Annotated in this window: 16 protein-coding genes and 3 pseudogenes; 11 read left to right on the top strand and 8 right to left on the bottom strand. The window is 68.9% G+C overall.

Annotation, left to right across the window (positions count from 1 at the left end; translation table 11 throughout):
* Window positions 1-78 precede the first annotated feature (78 nt).
* The 3 genes from AC0699_RS28825 (at window position 79) to AC0699_RS28815 (ending at window position 3,814) form a co-directional block, all read left to right on the top strand.
* The gene (locus AC0699_RS28825; protein ID WP_478665872.1) at window positions 79-276 is read left to right on the top strand and encodes a helix-turn-helix domain-containing protein; all 198 of its coding nucleotides are present in this window, start codon (window positions 79-81) and stop codon (window positions 274-276) included.
* Window positions 277-893: 617 nt separating this feature from the next.
* Entirely contained in the window at window positions 894-2,138 is a 1,245-nt protein-coding gene (locus AC0699_RS28820; RefSeq protein ID WP_478665856.1) for a choice-of-anchor Q domain-containing protein, read from the top strand.
* Between the two features lie 32 nt (window positions 2,139-2,170).
* Complete coding sequence (locus AC0699_RS28815; protein ID WP_478665853.1) at window positions 2,171-3,814, top strand: carboxylesterase/lipase family protein; 1,644 nt, start codon at window positions 2,171-2,173, stop codon at window positions 3,812-3,814.
* 395 nt (window positions 3,815-4,209) lie between these two features.
* On the opposite strand, the gene AC0699_RS28810 is transcribed toward AC0699_RS28815, so the two are convergent.
* On the bottom strand, window positions 4,210-4,713 hold the full coding sequence (locus AC0699_RS28810) for a histidine kinase dimerization/phospho-acceptor domain-containing protein (RefSeq protein WP_478665851.1): 504 nt from the start codon (window positions 4,711-4,713) through the stop codon (window positions 4,210-4,212).
* Here AC0699_RS28810 and AC0699_RS28805 point away from each other — a divergent pair.
* A pseudogene (locus AC0699_RS28805) lies at window positions 4,704-5,014 on the top strand (sigma factor-like helix-turn-helix DNA-binding protein); the annotation flags it as partial. The gene AC0699_RS28810 and the pseudogene AC0699_RS28805 overlap by 10 nt on opposite strands.
* A 427-nt stretch (window positions 5,015-5,441) precedes the next feature.
* Window positions 5,442-5,633 (top strand): annotated as a pseudogene (locus AC0699_RS28800) (CorA family divalent cation transporter); the annotation flags it as partial.
* A 535-nt stretch (window positions 5,634-6,168) separates the two neighbouring features.
* Here the strand turns inward: AC0699_RS28800 and AC0699_RS28795 are convergent.
* Entirely contained in the window at window positions 6,169-6,648 is a 480-nt protein-coding gene (locus AC0699_RS28795) for a resolvase (protein ID WP_478665848.1), read from the bottom strand.
* A 189-nt stretch (window positions 6,649-6,837) separates the two neighbouring features.
* On the opposite strand from AC0699_RS28795, the gene AC0699_RS28790 reads away from it, so the two are divergent.
* The 5 genes from AC0699_RS28790 (at window position 6,838) to AC0699_RS28770 (ending at window position 9,768) form a co-directional block, all read left to right on the top strand.
* Entirely contained in the window at window positions 6,838-7,164 is a 327-nt protein-coding gene (locus AC0699_RS28790) for a PadR family transcriptional regulator (protein WP_478665843.1), read from the top strand.
* Entirely contained in the window at window positions 7,161-7,517 is a 357-nt protein-coding gene (locus AC0699_RS28785) for a DUF1048 domain-containing protein (RefSeq protein ID WP_478665839.1), read from the top strand. Before AC0699_RS28790 ends, AC0699_RS28785 begins: the two co-directional genes overlap by 4 nt.
* Before the next feature lies 1 nt (window position 7,518).
* A complete protein-coding gene (locus AC0699_RS28780; protein WP_478665837.1) occupies window positions 7,519-7,845 on the top strand; it encodes a DUF1048 domain-containing protein in 327 nt (108 codons plus the stop codon).
* Between the two features lie 145 nt (window positions 7,846-7,990).
* Window positions 7,991-8,977 carry an ATP-binding cassette domain-containing protein gene (locus AC0699_RS28775; RefSeq protein WP_478665868.1) on the top strand — a complete coding sequence of 329 codons (987 nt, stop codon included), beginning with the start codon at window positions 7,991-7,993 and terminating at the stop codon, window positions 8,975-8,977.
* Window positions 8,974-9,768, top strand: a complete 795-nt coding sequence (locus tag AC0699_RS28770; protein WP_478665836.1) for an ABC transporter permease — start codon at window positions 8,974-8,976, stop codon at window positions 9,766-9,768. The genes AC0699_RS28775 and AC0699_RS28770 overlap by 4 nt, the downstream gene beginning before the upstream one ends.
* A 345-nt stretch (window positions 9,769-10,113) precedes the next feature.
* Here AC0699_RS28770 and AC0699_RS28765 read toward each other — a convergent pair whose 3' ends face one another.
* From AC0699_RS28765 to AC0699_RS28755, 3 genes and pseudogenes are all read right to left on the bottom strand, one after another.
* Window positions 10,114-10,368 carry a hypothetical protein gene (locus AC0699_RS28765; RefSeq protein ID WP_478665834.1) on the bottom strand — a complete coding sequence of 85 codons (255 nt, stop codon included), beginning with the start codon at window positions 10,366-10,368 and terminating at the stop codon, window positions 10,114-10,116.
* A 35-nt stretch (window positions 10,369-10,403) separates the two neighbouring features.
* Window positions 10,404-10,511, bottom strand: a pseudogene (locus AC0699_RS28760) (Tn3 family transposase); the annotation flags it as partial.
* 466 nt (window positions 10,512-10,977) lie between these two features.
* Window positions 10,978-12,816, bottom strand: a complete 1,839-nt coding sequence (locus AC0699_RS28755; protein ID WP_478665831.1) for an APC family permease — start codon at window positions 12,814-12,816, stop codon at window positions 10,978-10,980.
* 134 nt (window positions 12,817-12,950) lie between these two features.
* Between AC0699_RS28755 and AC0699_RS28750 the strand changes: the two genes are divergently transcribed.
* A complete protein-coding gene (locus tag AC0699_RS28750; protein WP_478665829.1) occupies window positions 12,951-13,220 on the top strand; it encodes a hypothetical protein in 270 nt (89 codons plus the stop codon).
* 60 nt (window positions 13,221-13,280) lie between these two features.
* Here the strand turns inward: AC0699_RS28750 and AC0699_RS28745 are convergent, their stop codons facing one another.
* The 3 genes from AC0699_RS28745 to AC0699_RS28735 form a co-directional block, all read right to left on the bottom strand.
* Window positions 13,281-15,827, bottom strand: coding sequence for a DUF4118 domain-containing protein (locus AC0699_RS28745; RefSeq protein ID WP_478665826.1), 2,547 nt, complete (start codon window positions 15,825-15,827; stop codon window positions 13,281-13,283).
* A 79-nt stretch (window positions 15,828-15,906) separates the two neighbouring features.
* Window positions 15,907-16,593 (bottom strand): response regulator, encoded by a 687-nt coding sequence (locus AC0699_RS28740; RefSeq protein ID WP_478665823.1) that lies wholly within the window; start codon window positions 16,591-16,593, stop codon window positions 15,907-15,909.
* A gap of 129 nt (window positions 16,594-16,722) precedes the next feature.
* Entirely contained in the window at window positions 16,723-17,397 is a 675-nt protein-coding gene (locus AC0699_RS28735) for a potassium-transporting ATPase subunit C (protein ID WP_478665821.1), read from the bottom strand.
* Window position 17,398 lies beyond the last annotated feature (1 nt).

Raw genomic sequence — 17,398 nt, 5'->3', positions numbered from 1 at the left:
TGGATGTCCTGTGGGCAATGCTGCGCGACAAGAGGCTCTTCACCTCCACCCCGCCGGTCACGCAGGCGGCTTGACACGATCATTGAGATTCTCCTCGACGGCGACTCCCTCAGCTCGGAAGGCGCGACCCTGCGCCGACACATCGAGGACCGCACCGACCACCTGGCGCTCCCCGCCTACGCCGTACTGGGTGACGCCGGCTGCGAGCGTCTCGCCGAACTCGCGCCCTCCTTCCGCCGTGCCGTCGTCGAAGCCGGCCTCCTCAAGTTCGGCTGATCGCCGGCCCGTACCGTGAAGACGGGTGGCGGCTCGTCTCCTGTTTCGCACCGATCGGCGGACCCGGCTCGCCGGACCCAGGGGCGGCCGGATTCGTACGCCTGATGCTCGGACCGGCGTCTGCGGCGGCCGGGGAGCCGGCCCGGCGAAGCCGGTACTCCAGCTCGCGCAAGAGCGCCAGTACGTGGCCGCGGTCCTTGTCGGCTGAACAGGGGCTGGCCGAGGGGCCGGTTCGCGGTGGCCTGCGCCGCCCTGGCCGCCGCTACCGTCGCCGCGACCGCTGAACCTCCTTGGCACTTGAACGCTGGCGCTCAAGCGGCTTCCCCCAAACAGGGTGTCGTCTCTATTCGGTCATTCCCCTACCGGTCGGTAGACACGGAACTCCTCGAATGGAACGCTCCCTACAGAACGCGGGGCCGTTCACGCGCCGTTCGCATTCCGCCATCCCCCTGCTTCGGCCCGCCTCGCCGCGCCCGGCGCCACACCAGAAGGCGCCCGGTCGCGTCTCGCACACGAGCCGCATCTCGCACCAGCAGGAAGTCCTCGTACCAACCGAGGCCTGCGTCCTTCTCGCATCAGCCGAGTCCTCCCCCTGCCTCGCGAGAGGAGTTCACCTGATGAACATCCGAACCAGCCCGGCAGCACTGACCATCGTCCTCGCCACAGCAGCAGCACTCCCCGCCCCCACAGTCGGGGCCGCCGCGCCCGCGGCCACCGGACCGACGGAGTTCACTGTGGACACGACGTCCGACGCGGTCGATGCCGACCCGTCGGACGGCCTGTGCCGCACGGCGTCGGGCGCTTGCAGCCTGCGCGCCGCGGTGATGGCCGCCAACTCCCGTCCGGGTAGCAGCATCACCCTGTCTGCCGGCCGCTACCGGCTGACCGTCCCACCCGATCCCCGCCTGATCAACGGAGACCACCCCGACCCGACCACGGGCGACCTGAACGTCGACGCACCCACCACGATCCGCGGCTCCGACGCACGGACCACCGTCATCGACGCCAACCACCTGGACCGCGCCTTCCGTATGCAGGCGGACACGACGCTGTCCGATCTGACGATCACCGGAGGAGTGGCCAAGCAACGCGAACTGCCCATCACCGACACGGGTGGCGGCGGCATCGCCAACGGACACCACATGACGCTGCGACGGGTCGCCGTGACCGGGAACTCCGCGGGCTACGGCGGCGGCATCTTCAACATCCCCGGCTCGCACCTCGATCTGATCGACAGCACCGTCAGCGGGAACGCCGCGGGAGAGGCCGGGGGCATCAGGTTCGACGACAGCGGCACCGTGACCAACTCCACGATCGCCGACAACCGCGTGACGAACCCGGGCGACCGTCCCGGCAGCCTCGCCGGCTACGGCGGCGGGATCGACATCCGCGGGCTGGAACCCGTGGACATACTCAACTCGACCATTTCCGGCAACAGTTCGAGCGACGGCGGAGGCGGCATCAACATCGCCCCCGCCTACCTCGACAGCCTGCCCTCACCGATCCCCGACGTCGTCGATCTGCCACTGGGGCAGCTGAGGTTGCGCAACTCCGTCGTCGCCGGCAACACCGTCGACGGCAAGGCCGCCAACTGCAAGAAGGCCTTCGCCGCCATCACATCGAAAGGCCACAACCTCGACGGTGACGGAAGTTGCCGACTCACCGCCTCGGGCGACCTGCCCAGCCGTACACCGCTGATCGGCCCGCTCGCCGACAACGGCGGCCCCACGGACACCACCGCGTTGCTGCCGGGAAGCCCCGCCCTGGACGCGGCGATCGACTGCCCGGCCACCGATCAGCGCGGAGTCGCCCGCCCCCAGGGCGCCGCCTGCGACATCGGCGCCTACGAGCACACGCCATGACCACGCCGCTCGCACCGACATCAGGGGATGCGATGGGATCGCCGAGCCTGCGCAACACCCTGGCCCGCGCCATGACCGCGGTGCTGGCCCTGCTGCTGTCCTCCCTCGCCGTTCCCCCGCCCATGGCCCGGGCCGATGGCGCTCGCGACTCCCTCGTCGTGCACACCGACCGCGGCTGGGTGCGCGGCGCGGCCCACCGCGACGGCGGCCGGGTCTTCCAGGGCATCCCCTTCGCCGCCCCGCCGACGGGCAAGCTGCGCTGGCGTCCCCCACGGCCCGTCGAACGATGGTCCGGCGTGCGCGACGCCACCGCGAAGGCCAGCCCCTGCCCCCAACTGCCGCTGACACTGCTCCCCGACGGCGGCCCCGTCCTGCCCGGCGAGTCCAATCGCACCGGCAGCACGACGGAGGACTGCCTGTACCTCAATGTGTGGACACCGGCCCGCAGCGCCGGCCGACCCCTCCCGGTACTGGTGTGGCTGCACGGCGGCGGCAACGCCTACGGCGCGGGCAGCGACTACGACGGCGCTGCGCTGGCCGCGCGAGGCGTGGTCGTAGTGACCGTCAACTACCGCCTGGGAGCACTGGGGTTCCTCGCCCATCCCGCCCTGTCGTCGGAGAGCGGGGACCACGCCTCCGGCGACTACGGCCTGATGGATCAGCAGGCCGCGCTGCGCTGGGTCCGGCACAACATCGGCGCCTTCGGTGGCGACCACGACCGAGTGACCCTCGGCGGCCAGTCCGCCGGATCAGTGGACACCTGCGCACACATCGCCTCTCCGACCGCCAAGGGCCTGTTCAGGCGGGCGATTCAGCAGAGCGGTAGCTGCACTTCGGACGGTGGTCTGACACCGCTCGCGCTCGGCGCGGCCGAGCAGAAGGGAAGAGCCTTCGCCGCCTCGGTCGGCTGCGCGGACCCGACGACCGCAGCGCCCTGTCTGCGCGCCCTGCCCACCACCGAGCTCCTTCGCGGCGCCGGGACCGGGGCAGCCGGCTTGTGGGGCCCGAACACCGGGCCACGTGTCCTGCCGCGCCCTCCTCACAAGGCATGGGCCGAGGGCCGAGTGAACGCCGTCCCGACGCTGAACGGCAACACCCACGACGAGTACCGGTACTTCACCGCGCTGTACGTGGATCTGCTCGGCGGCGGTCCCCTCAACGCCGCCTCGTACGCTGCCCTGACCGGGCTCCAACACGGCGGCCGCGCGCCGGCGGTCCTGGCCACGTATCCAGCCTCGGCGTACCCATCCCCCAACCTGGCCCATTCCGCCGTCAACACCGATCAGCGGTTCGCCTGCCCAGCACGGGCCGACAGCCGCCTGTACGGCACCCGGGCGCCCGTCTACGCCTACGAGTTCCACGACCCTCAGGCGCCACCGTTCATGCCGGCACCACACACGCCGCAGGGCGCGTTCCACGCCTCCGAACTGGCCTATCTCTTCCCTATGGACTCCCTGCGCCTGACGCCCGCCCAGCGACGGCTGTCCGCCACGATGACCGCCTACTGGGCCCGGTTCGCCGCCACCGGCGACCCCAACAGGCCCGATGCCCCCGCCTGGCCTCGCTACACGGCCGAAGGAGACCGCATCCAGGTGCTGGCACCGGACCGGGTCGAACCCACCGCCGGCTTCGCGACCGACCACCACTGCGCGTTCTGGCTCCCGTCCTCCACTTGACCGCGCACGAAGCGGCGGCCCGGCTGGGTGTCGAAGGACCATGAACCGCCCGACCCCGGGGCGGCGCACGCCCCGTCGTCATTCCCCGTTCCGGGACGCCACGGGACAGGGCGCCCTCGCCCGAGGTTGCGCGCACCAGAACGTTGTGGTGAGCCGCGAGCGCCAGCAAGGCGACGTGCAAGGGCTCGGTCTCCAGAACGGCACCCGGTTCGAGCCATCGGGCGACGGCGGTGCCGCTCGCCATTCTGAGTGCGAAGCGCGCCAGTTCGTCAGCAACCTCCGGGCGGTCATCCAGCCCGAAGACTGCGCTCAGCGCGTCCTGCGCCCAGACCACCAGCGCGTCGCGGTAGTGGTGCATCTCGGCCCTGGCCGCCGTGCTGGCTTCCTGCAACTCCTCACGGCGCACACCGTCTACATGCGCACGCCTCTACGTGCCCGTCCGGGTGGTTGTGGCGGATGGCGTTGTCGACGAGGTTGGCGACGAGGCTTTCGATCAGCCTCGGGTCCCCGGCCGTCACTGCGGTCGGCAGGTGTTCGGCGAGGTCGATGTCTCTGTCTGTTGCGTGGTCGCGGCGGGAGGCGAGCACTCCTTCGACGACTTGGGCGAGGTCGAAGGTGTCCCAACGAGAGATTCCGCGCTCGCTGGTGGCGAGGACGAGGAGTGCCTTGACGAGCCGCTCTTGGTGCTCGCCAAGAGCAAGGGCCTCCTGGCAGGCCGAGCGCAGGGTGTCGGTATCGGCGTCGGGGTCGGCGAGGGCGACTTCGAGGAGGGTGCGCAGGCCGGCGAGGGGGGTGCGTAGCTCGTGGGAGGCGTTGGCGACGAAGTGGCGTTGGGCGTCGAAGGAGGCTTGAAGGCGGGCGAACAGGTCGTCGAGGGTGTGGCCGAGTTCGGTCAGCACCCCGCGGCCTGCCCGGCTTCGAGGACGGCATCGCGCTCGCCGCACTTCTCGCCGCGATACCGGCCGAACGCCGCGAAGCCTTCGTACTCACCCAACTCCTGGGCTGCCCTACGCAGAAGCAGCGACGGCCATCAACTGCCCCATCGGCACCGTCCGGTCACGGGTGGCTCGCGCCCGGACCTCACTGATCGAACTGCCGAGAAACGCCGAGGCTCCCACTGCTCACGGCAAGCCGGAGCAGCCGGACCAGGGCAGCCGCGGCACCGACCCGACGCTTGCCCTCAGCGCCGCGATCGCCTGAGACGCACGGTCACCGCCGAGGGGTGCTGATGCTCTGAAGCTCAGCGCCCCTCGTGGTCCATCACAGCAAGGGGATTCATGGTGTGGTGCTCAGTAGTTGCGTGTGTAGTCAGCCAGGTGGTCGTGACCAGCCGTCTCCGTCGCCCGACCGGCGCCGACGCGCTGTGGCTCGACCGCCCGAGCGCATGCGACCAGGAATCACGCGATGTAACCGACCCGTCCGACCCGAGCAAGCGCACCGGCCTACGGCCGACCCCAGTCACCAGTGGCCCTCCTGGGGAGATTCTGGGGAGTACGAGGTGCTCTGGGGAGCGCGCGGGGAGTACCGATTGCGAAACGCGGCACGATCCTGAAAGGCGCCGAAAGGCCCATCTGCACAGGTGAGATGCGAACACTGTCGCATCTCCGCAGGTCAGCGCCATTGGGAAGACAACTTCAAGAAGATTTCAGCCTGGGCTGCAATTCTCTTTGCTCCTACACTCGTTGGCACCATCTACGGCATGAACTTCCAGAACATGCCGGAGCTTCACTGGGGGTTCGGATACCCCTTCGCGATCACCCTCATGGGGATGGTTTGCGCCAGTTTGTATGTGATTCTTAAGCGCCGGGTCTGGCTCTAGCTAGATTCCCCCGCTTCTGGCCCAGCATTCCTTCACACTTTGCTCTCGCATCGGTCAGAGTTCGGACCGCAAGAGACTCTGGGGAGTCTCTGGGGAGAAGTGATGCGGGTGATCTCTTCGCGCAACCCCCGACAAGCCCTTGACCATGACTTTCGCGCACCCAGCGAACGCTGGGGAGAATCCGGGGAGAAACGACCGGCCGACAAGGCTGGTGCCGTCAAGCCCGCTCGGCTGCCTCCTCCAGGAACCGGTCGGCCCCGGGCCTCATCGCAGACAGTGACATTCGTGCGGGGCCTCGCCCGCGAGCCGCTCTCGTTGCGGAAGCTCACTCGCACAGGGCCGCGCCCAAGGCCGAACCGTCCCGCCTGCCGCTCGTCCACGTCGCTCAACCACCGCACGGGTCAAGAACCCGCTAGGGATCCCGCCGACCTGGCCACTGGAGCGGCGGCACAGCATCCTCCTCAATGGGGTCCCAGGAGTACTCGCCGAAAAACAGCAGAGTAGCCCCTGACCTGCGGGTATGCCCCGTTCCCCTTCAGGTGCCGCTGCCAGGGGCGTTGACGCGGTTCTCGTACTCGCGGCGGGCCTTGCGCTGTGCCGGAATCGCCGGGGCGTTCGGGGTGCCGTCGAGGGGTTGGCAGCGGGCGAGGAGTTGGCGGTGGACTGCGGGCGCGGCGGCGACGCGCAGGGCGCCCTGGTCGAGCGCGTTGCGCTCGGCGGGGTCCAGTTCGGCGGCGCGGAGGAAATCGGCGACCTTGCCAGGCATGTCGAGGGTGACCGGCAGCTCCGGGGTGGGGGTCCTCGTGGTCGGCCGCGTGCTGGGGCAGGAGGTCGGCGACGGCGGTGCGGATGGCGCCTCGGCTGACGCCGTGCTCGCGGGCCAGGGCGGCGATGGACCGGCCGTCCAGGTACGCAGTGCGCACGGCGCGGCCTTGTCGGCCGGGATGGCGGGGCGGCGGCCTCCCTTGTTGCCCTTGGCTTCGGCGGCCCGTAGTTCGTTTGCCGACAGGCGCAAGCTGGCCGGCAAGCCACCTTGGGAAACGGAGCCGGGCCGATGAGGTAGCCGCCGCTGCGGAGCCTGGGTCCTCGCAGATCGGTCCCGGGTCCGCGCCCACCGGAGATGCTGCCACCCTCCACTACTCGGTGATACCGTATAGTGGTACTCGGTAGCACGCAGTACCGATAGGGCTGAGGAGGAATCGCGATGGACGACCTGACGGAGATGCTGAAGGGCACGCTCGAAGGGTGCGTGCTCGAAATCATCGACAGCGAGGAAACCTACGGGTACGCCATCACCCGTCAGCTGAACGAGCTCGGCTTCGCCGACGTCATCGAGGGGACGGTGTACACCATCTTGCTGCGACTGGAGAGGAACGGACTCGTCCAGGTGACGAAACGACCATCCGGGGTCGGTCCGCCGCGCAAGTTCTACGCGCTCAACGAAGCCGGACGCGAGGAACTCGCGAAGTTCTGGGCGAAATGGCAGTACGTCTCATCACGCATCGACAGGCTCAAGGAGGGCGGGAGATGAACTTCTGGGAGACCATCACAGGCAGCGATCTCACCAGGGAATGGAAGGCGTTCGAAGCCCGGGCCGAGGCCCTGCCAGACGACTACCGGGCGGCGTGGGAACAGATCAAGGGCCACCTCTTTCCCCATGGGGGCTTCACCGGCCGCAACCTGACGCCGATCCTCGACGCCGCCCTGGGGCTGCTCGAAGAAACAGCGGCGGACGGGCAGAGCGTCCACGAGGTACTCGGCGACGACATCCGAGGCTTTTGCGCGGCGCTGGCCGGTGGAGAAGGGGCTCGAACCTATCGCGACCGGTGGCGCGAGCAGTTGAACAGGAACGTCGCAAGGAAATTGAGCCGGCTGGGAGGCTGACGTGGGCATCCAAGACATCATCGAGGGCAAGAAGCAGTGGCGGGCACACATGGCTCGGGTCAAGGCACTCCCGCCGGACTACCAGATCGCCTACAAGGAGATGCAGAGGTACCTGTTCAAGGTCGGACCGATCGACCTGCCTGACGGGCCCCTGCTCCCCGGGATCGTCGACTTCTTCGAGGAGGGCGTCGCCGCGGGCAAGGGAGTCTTGGAACTCATCGGCAACGACGTCGCCGCGTTCTGCGACGACCTGGTCAAGGACTCTCCCACCTATGCGGACGCCTACCAGGAATCCATCAGCGGGGAACCCGGCACGGCCGAGAAGTGACACCCGCCGCCCCATGCCAGCGGGCGTACCCCGCACGCGCGGTTCGTGACGCCGCCGCGCGCCAGGGCCTGACCCACCGGGACCGGCCCCAACTTCCCCCATTACCGCAGCCTTCGAAGGGGAGGCCCCCATGGCTTCATCTGTCATGCCCACATCCAGGAACGGTGGCAGTCACCCGTCGCCGCCGCCCGCCATCTCCGCCGTCGGTCTGCGCAAGGCGTACGGCGACAAGACCGTCCTCGACGGCATCGACCTGCACATCCCGGAAGGGTCCGTCTTCGCGCTGCTCGGTCCGAACGGCGTCGGCAAGACCACCGCTGTGAAGATCCTCTCCACGCTCATCGGTGCCGACGGCGGGCAGGCCCAGGTCGCGGGCCACGACGTCGCCGCGGCTCCAGACGGGGTACGGGCCGCGATCGGGGTCACCGGGCAGTTCTCCGCCGTGGACGGGCTGATCACCGGCGAGGAGAACATGCGCCTCATGGCGGACCTGAACCACCTCTCCAGGAGCGAGGGCAAGCAGGTCACCGCCGAGCTGCTGGAGCGCTTCGACCTCGTCGACGCCGCCGGCAAGCCGGTGCAGAGCTACTCCGGCGGCATGAAGCGGCGCCTCGACATCGCCATGACCCTGATGGGCAGCCCGCGCATCATCTTCCTCGACGAGCCGACGACCGGCCTCGACCCGCGCTCGCGCCACAACATGTGGGGCATCATCCGCGAGCTCGTCTCTGACGGCGTCACCGTCTTTCTCACCACCCAGTACCTGGACGAGGCCGACGAACTCGCCGACCGCATTGCCGTGCTCAACGACGGCAAGATCGCCGCCGAGGGCAGCGCCGAGGAGCTCAAGCGGATGATCCCCGGCGGGCACATCAGCCTGCGCTTCACCGATCCGTCCGCCTACCAGAGCGCCGCCACCGCGCTGCGCGAAGTGAAGCGGGACGACGAGGCACTGGCGTTGCAGATCCCCAGCGGCGGCAGCCAGCGCGAGCTGCGCTCGATCCTCGACTGGCTGGACTCCGCCGGCATCGAGGCGGACGAGCTGACCGTGCACACCCCCGACCTCGACGACGTCTTCTTCGCCCTCACCAGCAGCAACGTCCCCTCTCAGTCCAAGGAGGCCGTCCGATGAGCTCCCTGCCCCTCGCCGTACGCGACTCGTCCACGATGCTGCGCCGCAATCTGCTGCGCGCGCGCCGCTACCCGTCCGCGACGCTGAACTTGCTGCTGACGCCCGTCATGCTGCTGCTGCTCTTCGTCTACATCTTCGGCGACGCGATGAGCGCCGGCATCGGCGGCGGCAGCGGCGCGGATCGCTCCGACTACGTCGCCTATATCGTCCCGGGCATCCTGCTGATGACCGTCGGGAGCACCACGATCGGCGCCGCGGTGTACATGGCCATGGATATGACCGAGGGCATCATCGCCCGCTTCCGTACGATGTCGATCCACCGCGGCTCGGTGCTCATCGGGCACGTCGTCGGCAGCGTGCTGCAGTCGGTCTTGAGCGTGGTGCTCGTCGGGGCCGTCGGCGTGGCCATCGGCTTCCGCTCCACCGATGCCAACGTCCTGGAGTGGCTGGCGGCGTTCGGGCTGGTCGCGCTGTTCTCCCTGGCGCTGACGTGGATCGCGGTCGGGATGGGCCTGTCCAGTCCGAACGCCGAGGCGGCCAGCAACAGCGCCATGCCGCTGATCCTCCTGCCGCTGATCTCGAGCGCGTTCATACCCGCCGAGACAATGCCGGGCTGGATCCAGCCAATCGCCGAATACCAGCCCTTCACCCCGGCCATCGAGACCCTGCGCGGCCTGCTGCTCGGCAGCGAGATCGGCCACAACGGCTGGCTGGCCGTCGCCTGGTGCGTGGGCCTCACGGTCCTCGGCTACTTCTGGTCCAAGGCCCTGTTCAACCGCGACCCGAAGTAGCCGGCATCACCACCTCGAAGCGGCAGCCCCGCCCCTCGTTCCGTACCGTCGTCCGGCCCGCGTGGGCCTCCGGTACCTGGGCTGACGGCCTCAAGCCGTACGACCGAGGTGAGGAGTGGCTCGACGCGCACCGCTTCGACCTCGACACCGCGCTGCGGCTGGCTGAGGAGGCCGCTCTGCGCGTAGTCCTGAACGGGTACAGCGTCGCCGACGTGCTCGCTGCCCAGAAGGCGGATGCCGGCGAGTAGCCGAGCAGTGAGCTGAGACAGGCGGTCCGGAGTCATTGCAGCTGACTCCGGACCGCCTTCGACTGTACGGCCCAGGGCTCTGCAGAGCCGATTGCTGCTACAGCCCGGCTCCGGGCTCGTCGATGGCCACGGTTCGCAGGGGCCGGTGACCCTGCTCGTCGAGCTGGGCGAGTTCATGTTCGTAGTCGACGGTGATGGAGCCGTAGTAGTTGACCACCGAGCTGCGGGCCGGGGAGATGTGCGCCAGAACCTCCGCGTCCACCTCGCGGCCGGCGCCGCGCAGTTCGCCGACGGCCAGGCCCATGTACTCGGAGTGCCAGCAGACCACGCGTTCGTCACGACGGTCAGGCACCACGCCTGCTCGTTCTGCTGCTCGGGTTGGCGCCGGGTGATCTTGCCCTCGCGGGCGTAGTGGAGCTGGCGGCGCAGGGAGTGAAGCGACTCGCCCCTGTTCGGCTGCCGGGCGATCTTCCTCCTGTAGCCCTCGTCCGACAGGTACTTGACCGCGTAGATCGTGCGCCGGATCGCCCCTTACCACCAGCGAACCGCACCGCCTCCAGCACCTTCGGCGCGAACTGGCGGATGTATGTGTGAGAGCCGTCCAGCAGCCGCAGATGCCCGTGATCCTTTGGCAGCCGCCCGGTCGCCCCAGCATGCGCGGCACGGATGCGGTCCATTGTTTTTTCGGCGAGTACTACTGGGACCCCTCAATGTCATACCTGCTTGGCGCCCGGACCGAGCGATACGTCGAGCTACCCTCGCACTCGCCGGTGCCGCTGCCCTCTTGATCGCCACCGGCGCCGCCATCGATGCCGTATCTCGGCATCGGCGTCTGGGCGGTGATCGTCGCCATGGCGATCGAACTCATCTATCGCCCCTGACACCCACGGTAGGACACGGGCGGGTGGTCTCCGCCAGAGGGGGACCGCGCCTGCCCTTTCACAGGGCCCGCCCTGACAGGTCAGAGGCGGAACCGCAGTCGGCAGATCACGGCGTCGGTGTCACGGCGAAGGGCGTGTGCCACGACGGCTCCCCGCTGGTTCTGCAGAACGCGCTGCCACAGTCGGCCCGGTTCGGTTTCGGGGATGAGCACGGTGATCCGGGTGTCCGGGGTTTGCGCGGCGAGTTCGCGTACGTATCTGGCGATGGGGCGCCCCAGGGCGCGGTGGGAGGACGGGATACGGACCAGCGGGACGCCCGGGTTCCAGAGGTCCCAGTCGCGGGCCAGTGCCTCTGACTGTTCTCGGTCCTCGGCGTCGAGGTGGCAGACGGTGACGGCGCGTACCTCGTCGCCGAGTGACACTGCCGCCGTTATGGCCTCGCTGGTGAGCCGGGTCAAGGAGGACACCGGAACGATCACCAGGGAACGCTCCCGATGCGGCGGTTCGGGGATACGACCGACCCCGAGACGCTCCCCGATTCTGCCGTACGCACGGTGCACCAGCTCGAAGGTGACCACCAGCAGCGGGAGGGCGACCACGATCAACCACGCGCCGTCGTGGAACTTGGTCGCAGTGACGACGATCGCGCTGACGCCCGTGAGCACGGCACCAATGCCGTTGAGAAGGGCCTTGCCCAGCCATCCCACTCCGCGCACCGCTAGCCAGAGACGGACCATGCCGGTCTGGGCGATGGTGAAGCCGACGAAGACGCCGATCGCGAACAGCGGCACGAGGGTGTTCGTGTCGCCGCCGGAGAAGACCAGCAGCGCAGCCGAGACACCGGCGAGGGCGAGAACACCGTGCCGATGGACCTGGCGGTCCGCCTTCAGTCCGAAGACGTGCGGCAGATAGTTGTCGCGGGCCAGCAGCTTGAGCAGCACGGGCAGGCCACCGAACGAAGTGTTCGCGGACAGCGCCAGCAATACCGTGGTCGCGAACTGGACTACGTAGAAGGCCCAGTTGTGGCCGATGGACGCGTCTGCGAGCTGTGCGAGGACGGTGACGCCCTCGACGGGCCGGAGCCCGAAGCGGGAGATCAGGACGGACAGACCGATCAGCATCACGCCGAGCAGCGCGCCGAGCGCGATCTCGGCGTGCTGGGCGCGGCGTACCGCCGGGGCCCGGAAGGACGGCACGGCGTTGGCGATCGCCTCGACACCCGTGAGGGCCGAGCAGCCGGAGGCGAATGCCTTCAGCAGAAGGAGCGCTCCGACGGTGGTGGCGTTCTCGGCGAGTACGGAGGCGTGGCCGGCAGCCGCATCGGTCGAGACGGGAGCTTCCCTGAAGAGCCCGACCGTGATCAGCACGAGGATGGAGGCGACGAAGACGGCAGTCGGCACGATGAATGCCTTCGCCGAGTCGACGATGCCACGCAGGTTGATGCCGGTGATGAGGACGAGGACGGCGAGGCAGAGCCAGAGCCGGTCGTCGTACAGCTCGGGGAACGCGGAGGTGAGAGCGGCGACGCCTGCGGTGACGGCAACGGCGACGTTGAGGACGTAGTCCAGGACCAGGGACGCGGCAGCGACCAGGCTCGTGCGTCGGCCAAGGTGGGCTTTGGCGACCGCGTACGAGCCGCCGCCGTCCGGGAAGGCTGCGATGACCTGACGGTAGGAGGCGACGAGCACCGCAAGCAGCACGGCGATCGCGAGGGTGACGGGGAGGGTGAAGCCGAGTCCGTAGCCGCCGGCCGCGGCAAGGACAAGGACGATCGCCTCGGGTCCGTAGGCCACGGACGCCATCGCATCGAGCGAGAGCGCCGCGAGGCCGGTGACGGCGGTGAGCTTGTGGCGCTCGCCGGTATCCGGCGGCTCCTCGGCGCCCCGGGCGCCATGATTCTCCGTGGTCAGAACAGTCATGCGGATCAGCGTGCGGCCGTGATTCCGGGTCGGGGAGCAGCTCTGTCGCGTTCTTGGCGCTCATCCACGCCTTCTTCACGGAGCCTTGACGCCCGTAGTCTTCGAGACGCGTGGCCTGCTGCGGAACCCGGCTCGTGCGAACGGACCGGCTGGTCACGGTCCGTTGGCCCGACGGGATCGCGCAACGGCTGGTCCTCCGCGACACGGAGGGCGGCCTCGTCCCCCTGGATCCACGTGTCCTGACGGGCAATCCGCAGCTTTGGCATCTGCTGGACGAGGGCGCTCAGCTCTCGCAGAGCCGCGGGCCACTGCAGTACGGGGTCGAAGCGCTGCGGGAACCGTCCAGGACGCTCGACGCAGAGACAGCCAAGGCCGTCTTCAAGGTCTCGGGGCTGGACACCTGAGCTCTGCGCCGCTGCCCGCCCCACCAAGCGCAGGCCGACGCTGCCCGCCACCGCGGTGCGTCATGAGATGGCCGTGGTCGGCAGTTCCGGACGGGTCGGCTCCTGGCCAGGAGCCGTCTGTACGGTGAGGACCATGGTGAGGCCGCCGCCGGGAGTGTCCTCCGCGGTCAGCGTGCCGCCGATCGCTTCGACGAAACCGCGTGCGACGGCGAGGCCCAGGCCGACTCCGGCGCCGCGCGGAGCATCACCGTAGCGCTGGAAGGGGGCGAAGATGCGTTCCTTGGCCTCGTCGGGGACGCCCGGGCCGCGATCCACCACACGGAGCTCGACGCGCTCGCCGAGCGCGCTGGCTGAGACCAGCACCGGTTCGCCGTCGGGGCTGTACTTGACGGCGTTCTCCACGATGTTCGCGACCGAACGCTCCAGCAGCCCCCTGTCGACTCGGACCATGGGCAGCGTTTCGGGGATGTCCAGGTCGACCGCTTTGTCGGGGACGCCGACGAGTGCCATGGGGACGACCTCGTCGAGGTCGGTCTCGCGGAACAGCGGGGTCACTGTGCCGGTCTGCAGGCGGGACATGTCCAGCAGATTGCCGACGAGTTGGTCGAGACGGTCCGCGCCTTCGTCGATACTCGCGAGAAGCTCCTCCTCGTCCTCCGCCGACCAGTCCACATCGTCGGAACGGAGCGAGGTGACCGCGGCCTTGATGGCGGCGAGGGGGGTGCGCAGATCATGGCTGACGGCGGCGAGCAGCGCGGTACGGATGCGATTGCCCTCGGCGAGCTCGCGGGCTTGCTCGGCTTCCCCGACGAGGCGCTGCCGGTCGAGGACGACGGCGGCCTGGGCAGCGAACGCGCCGAGCACCCGGCGGTCCTCGGCCGGCAGCACCCGACCCGTCAGAGCGAGCGCCATATGATCCCCGACCGGCATGTCGACGTCCGCGTCCTCGGGGCACTGGAGCGGATGCACGCCGCCGACACTCCCTGTGCAGGTCCACGGGTCGACATCGCTCTGTCGCTCGAGCAGTGCGACCGAGTCCATGGCGAAGGTTTCCCGCACCCGCTCCAGCAGGGCTTCCAGGCTCGTCTCGCCGCGCAGGACGCTGCCGGCCAGGAAGGAGAGGATCTCGGACTCGGCACGCAGTCTGGCGGCCTGGTGCGTGCGGCGGGCCGCGATGTCGACGACGGAGGCGACCGAGACGGCGACCCCGACGAAGACCACGATGGCGACGATGTTCTTGGGGTCGGAGATGGTGAGTTGGTGCAGGGGCGGGGTGAAGTAGTAGTTCAGCAGCAGTGAACCGAAGGCCGCCGACGCCAGCGAAGGGAGCAGTCCGCCGAGGAGCGCCGCTGCCACGGTCAGCGACAGGAACAGCAGCATGTCGTTGGCGAGGCCGAGGTCCGCGTCCACGTTGGTCAGCAGCAGCGTCAGCAGGGCCGGTCCCACGACACCGGTCAGCCAGCCCCAGATGATCCGGGAGCGGCCGAGCCTGGCACCGCGGGCCACCGGCAGGCCACGGCCCCTGGCGACCTCGCTGTGGGTGACGATGTGGACGTCGAGATCGGGCCCGGACTCGACGGCCACCGTGGCGCTGACGCCGGGTCCGAAGATGTACTGCCATGCCTTGCGGCGGCTGGCGCCGAGCACGATCTGGGTGGCGTTGACACCGCGCGCGAAGTCGAGCAGCGCGGCGGGGATGTCATCGCCGACGACGTGGTGGAAGGTGCCGCCGAGGTCCTCCACGAGGGTCCGCTGGACGGCCAGCTCCTTGGGTGAGGCGGAGGTGAGGCCGTCACTGCGGGAGATGTAGACAGCGAGCACCTCGCCGCCGGCACCCTTCTCCGCCAGCCGGGCGGCGCGGCGGATCAGCGTGCGTCCCTCCGGGCCGCCGGTGAGGCCGACGACGATGCGCTCGCGGGCCCCCCACGTGGAGCGGATGTCGTGCTCGCCCCGGTACTGACGGAGGTATTCGTCGACCCGGTCGGCCGTCCACAGCAGCGCCAGCTCGCGCAGTGCGGTGAGGTTCCCGGGCCGGAAGTAGTTGGACAGGGCCGCGTCGACCTTGTCCGGCTTGTAGATGTTGCCGTGCGCCATCCGGCGGCGCAGCGCCTGGGGCGACATGTCGACCAGTTCGATCTGGTCGGCCCTGCGTACCACCTCGTCGGGGACGGTCTCCCGCTGCCGTACGCCGGTTATCGACTCGACGACATCGCCGAGCGACTCCAGATGCTGGATGTTGACGGTCGAGATGACGTCGATCCCGGCCGCGAGCAGCTCCTCGACGTCCTGCCAGCGCTTGGCATTGCGCGAGCCCGGGACGTTCGTGTGGGCCAGCTCGTCGACCAGGGCCACGGCGGGCCTGCGCTCCAGCACCGCGTCGACGTCCATCTCGGTGAAGACGGTGTCACGGTACTCCAGCTCCTTGCGCGGGACCTGCTCCAAGCCGTGGAGCATCACTTCCGTACGCGGCCGGTTGTGATGCTCGACGAATGCCACCGCGCAGTCGGTACCACGCTCGATCCGACGGTGGGCCTCGGAGAGCATGGCGTACGTCTTGCCGACACCAGGTGCCGCACCGAGGTAGATCCGAAGCTTGCCGCGTGCCATGGTTGTCGATTCTTTGAGTCGAGGGGGGAAACGTCGAGGGGGGCGACGAACGGTACCGGACTTCCGGACCTGGAGGGCTTCACGCCTCGAAGCGGTATCCCATGCCTGGTTCGGTGATCAGATGCCGGGGGTGCGACGGGTCCGCTTCAAGCTTGCGACGCAGCTGTGCCATGTAGACGCGCAGGTAATTGGTCCTGCTGGCGGCGGAGTGACCCCACACTTCCTCCAGCAGCTGCCGCTGGCTGAGAAGCCGCCCAGGGTTGCGGATCAGCAGCTCCAGCAGGTGCCACTCGGTCGGGGTGAGCCGCACGTCGCTGCCCGAGCGCTTCACCTTCTTCGCTGCGAGGTCGACGGTGAATTCCTCGGTCGTGACGAGCCACGTTTCGTCGGCCGCAGGCAGCGTGGTTTCCGTACGGCGGACGGCGGCCCGTAGCCGCGCCAGCAGCTCCGCCATGCTGAACGGTTTGGTGACATAGTCATCAGCCCCGGCGTCGAGCGCTTCGATCTTCTCATCGGACGTGCGACGAGCGGAGACCACCACGATCGGCACCCGGCTCCAGCGCCGCAGCCCCCTGATCACATCAACGCCGTCCATGTCCGGCAGGCCAAGATCCAGCAGAACAGCGTCCGGCGGGATGGAAGCAGCCAGGCGCAGGGCGGTGGCGCCGTCGGCCGCCGCGTCCACCTCGTAGGTGCGGGCCTTCAGATTGATCGTGAGGGCCCGGACGAGCTGGGGATCGTCCTCCACCACGAGCACCCGGGTCATCGGTGTGCCGCCTTCCTGTTGCGAGAGGTTGGAATATCGGTCGGGAACACTGTGGCGGGACGCGCCGGCGGGAGCCGGTGGCCCGAGGGGACACCCCGGGCTGCCGGCTCCCGCCTGCTGCCTCACGGCTCAGCCCTTGATCAGTTCCTTCAGGGCGATGTTGAGCTCGAGGACGTTGACCCGGGGCTCACCCATGAAGCCGAGGATCCGCCCGTCGGTGTGGTCGGCAACGAGCTTCTCGACCTGGGCGACGGTGAGGTGGTTCTGCTCGGCGACCCGGTGGGCCTGGAGCTTCGCGTACTCCGGCGAGATGTGTGGGTCCAGGCCGGAGCCGGAGGAGGTGACGGCGTCGGCCGGCACGTCCGAGGGCTCGACCTTGTACGTGGCCGTGGAGTTGTCCTTGACGACGGCGGCCTTGGCGTCCTTGACCCACTGGATCAGTTCCTTGTTGTCACCGGAGCGGTTGGTGGCGCCGGAGAGGATGATCGAGTACTGGGTGTTGACGCTGTTGCTGCCGAGGCCGTTGGACGGGCGCGGCTGGAACCACTTCAGGTCCGGGGCCGCCGCTTCCTCCGGGTCGTCAGGGTTCTTCTTGGGCAGGTTGTACGTCTGCCCGATCAGCGAGGAGCCGACGACCTTGCCGTCACTCTTGATCTCCGACCCGTTGGCCTCGTTGCCGAACAGGCCCTGGGCGACACCCGTGACGACCAGCGGGTAGATGACGCCGGTCACCAGGGTCAGGACGAGGAGGGCGCGCAGCCCTGCCCAGAGCAGCCGTGCCGCGTTTCCAAACGAAGTGTTCATG

Source organism: Streptomyces sp. NPDC043870 (assembly GCF_056435785.1).
Note: the sequence above shows the minus strand (reverse complement) of the source record. Positions and strands in the feature narration are given on the sequence as shown.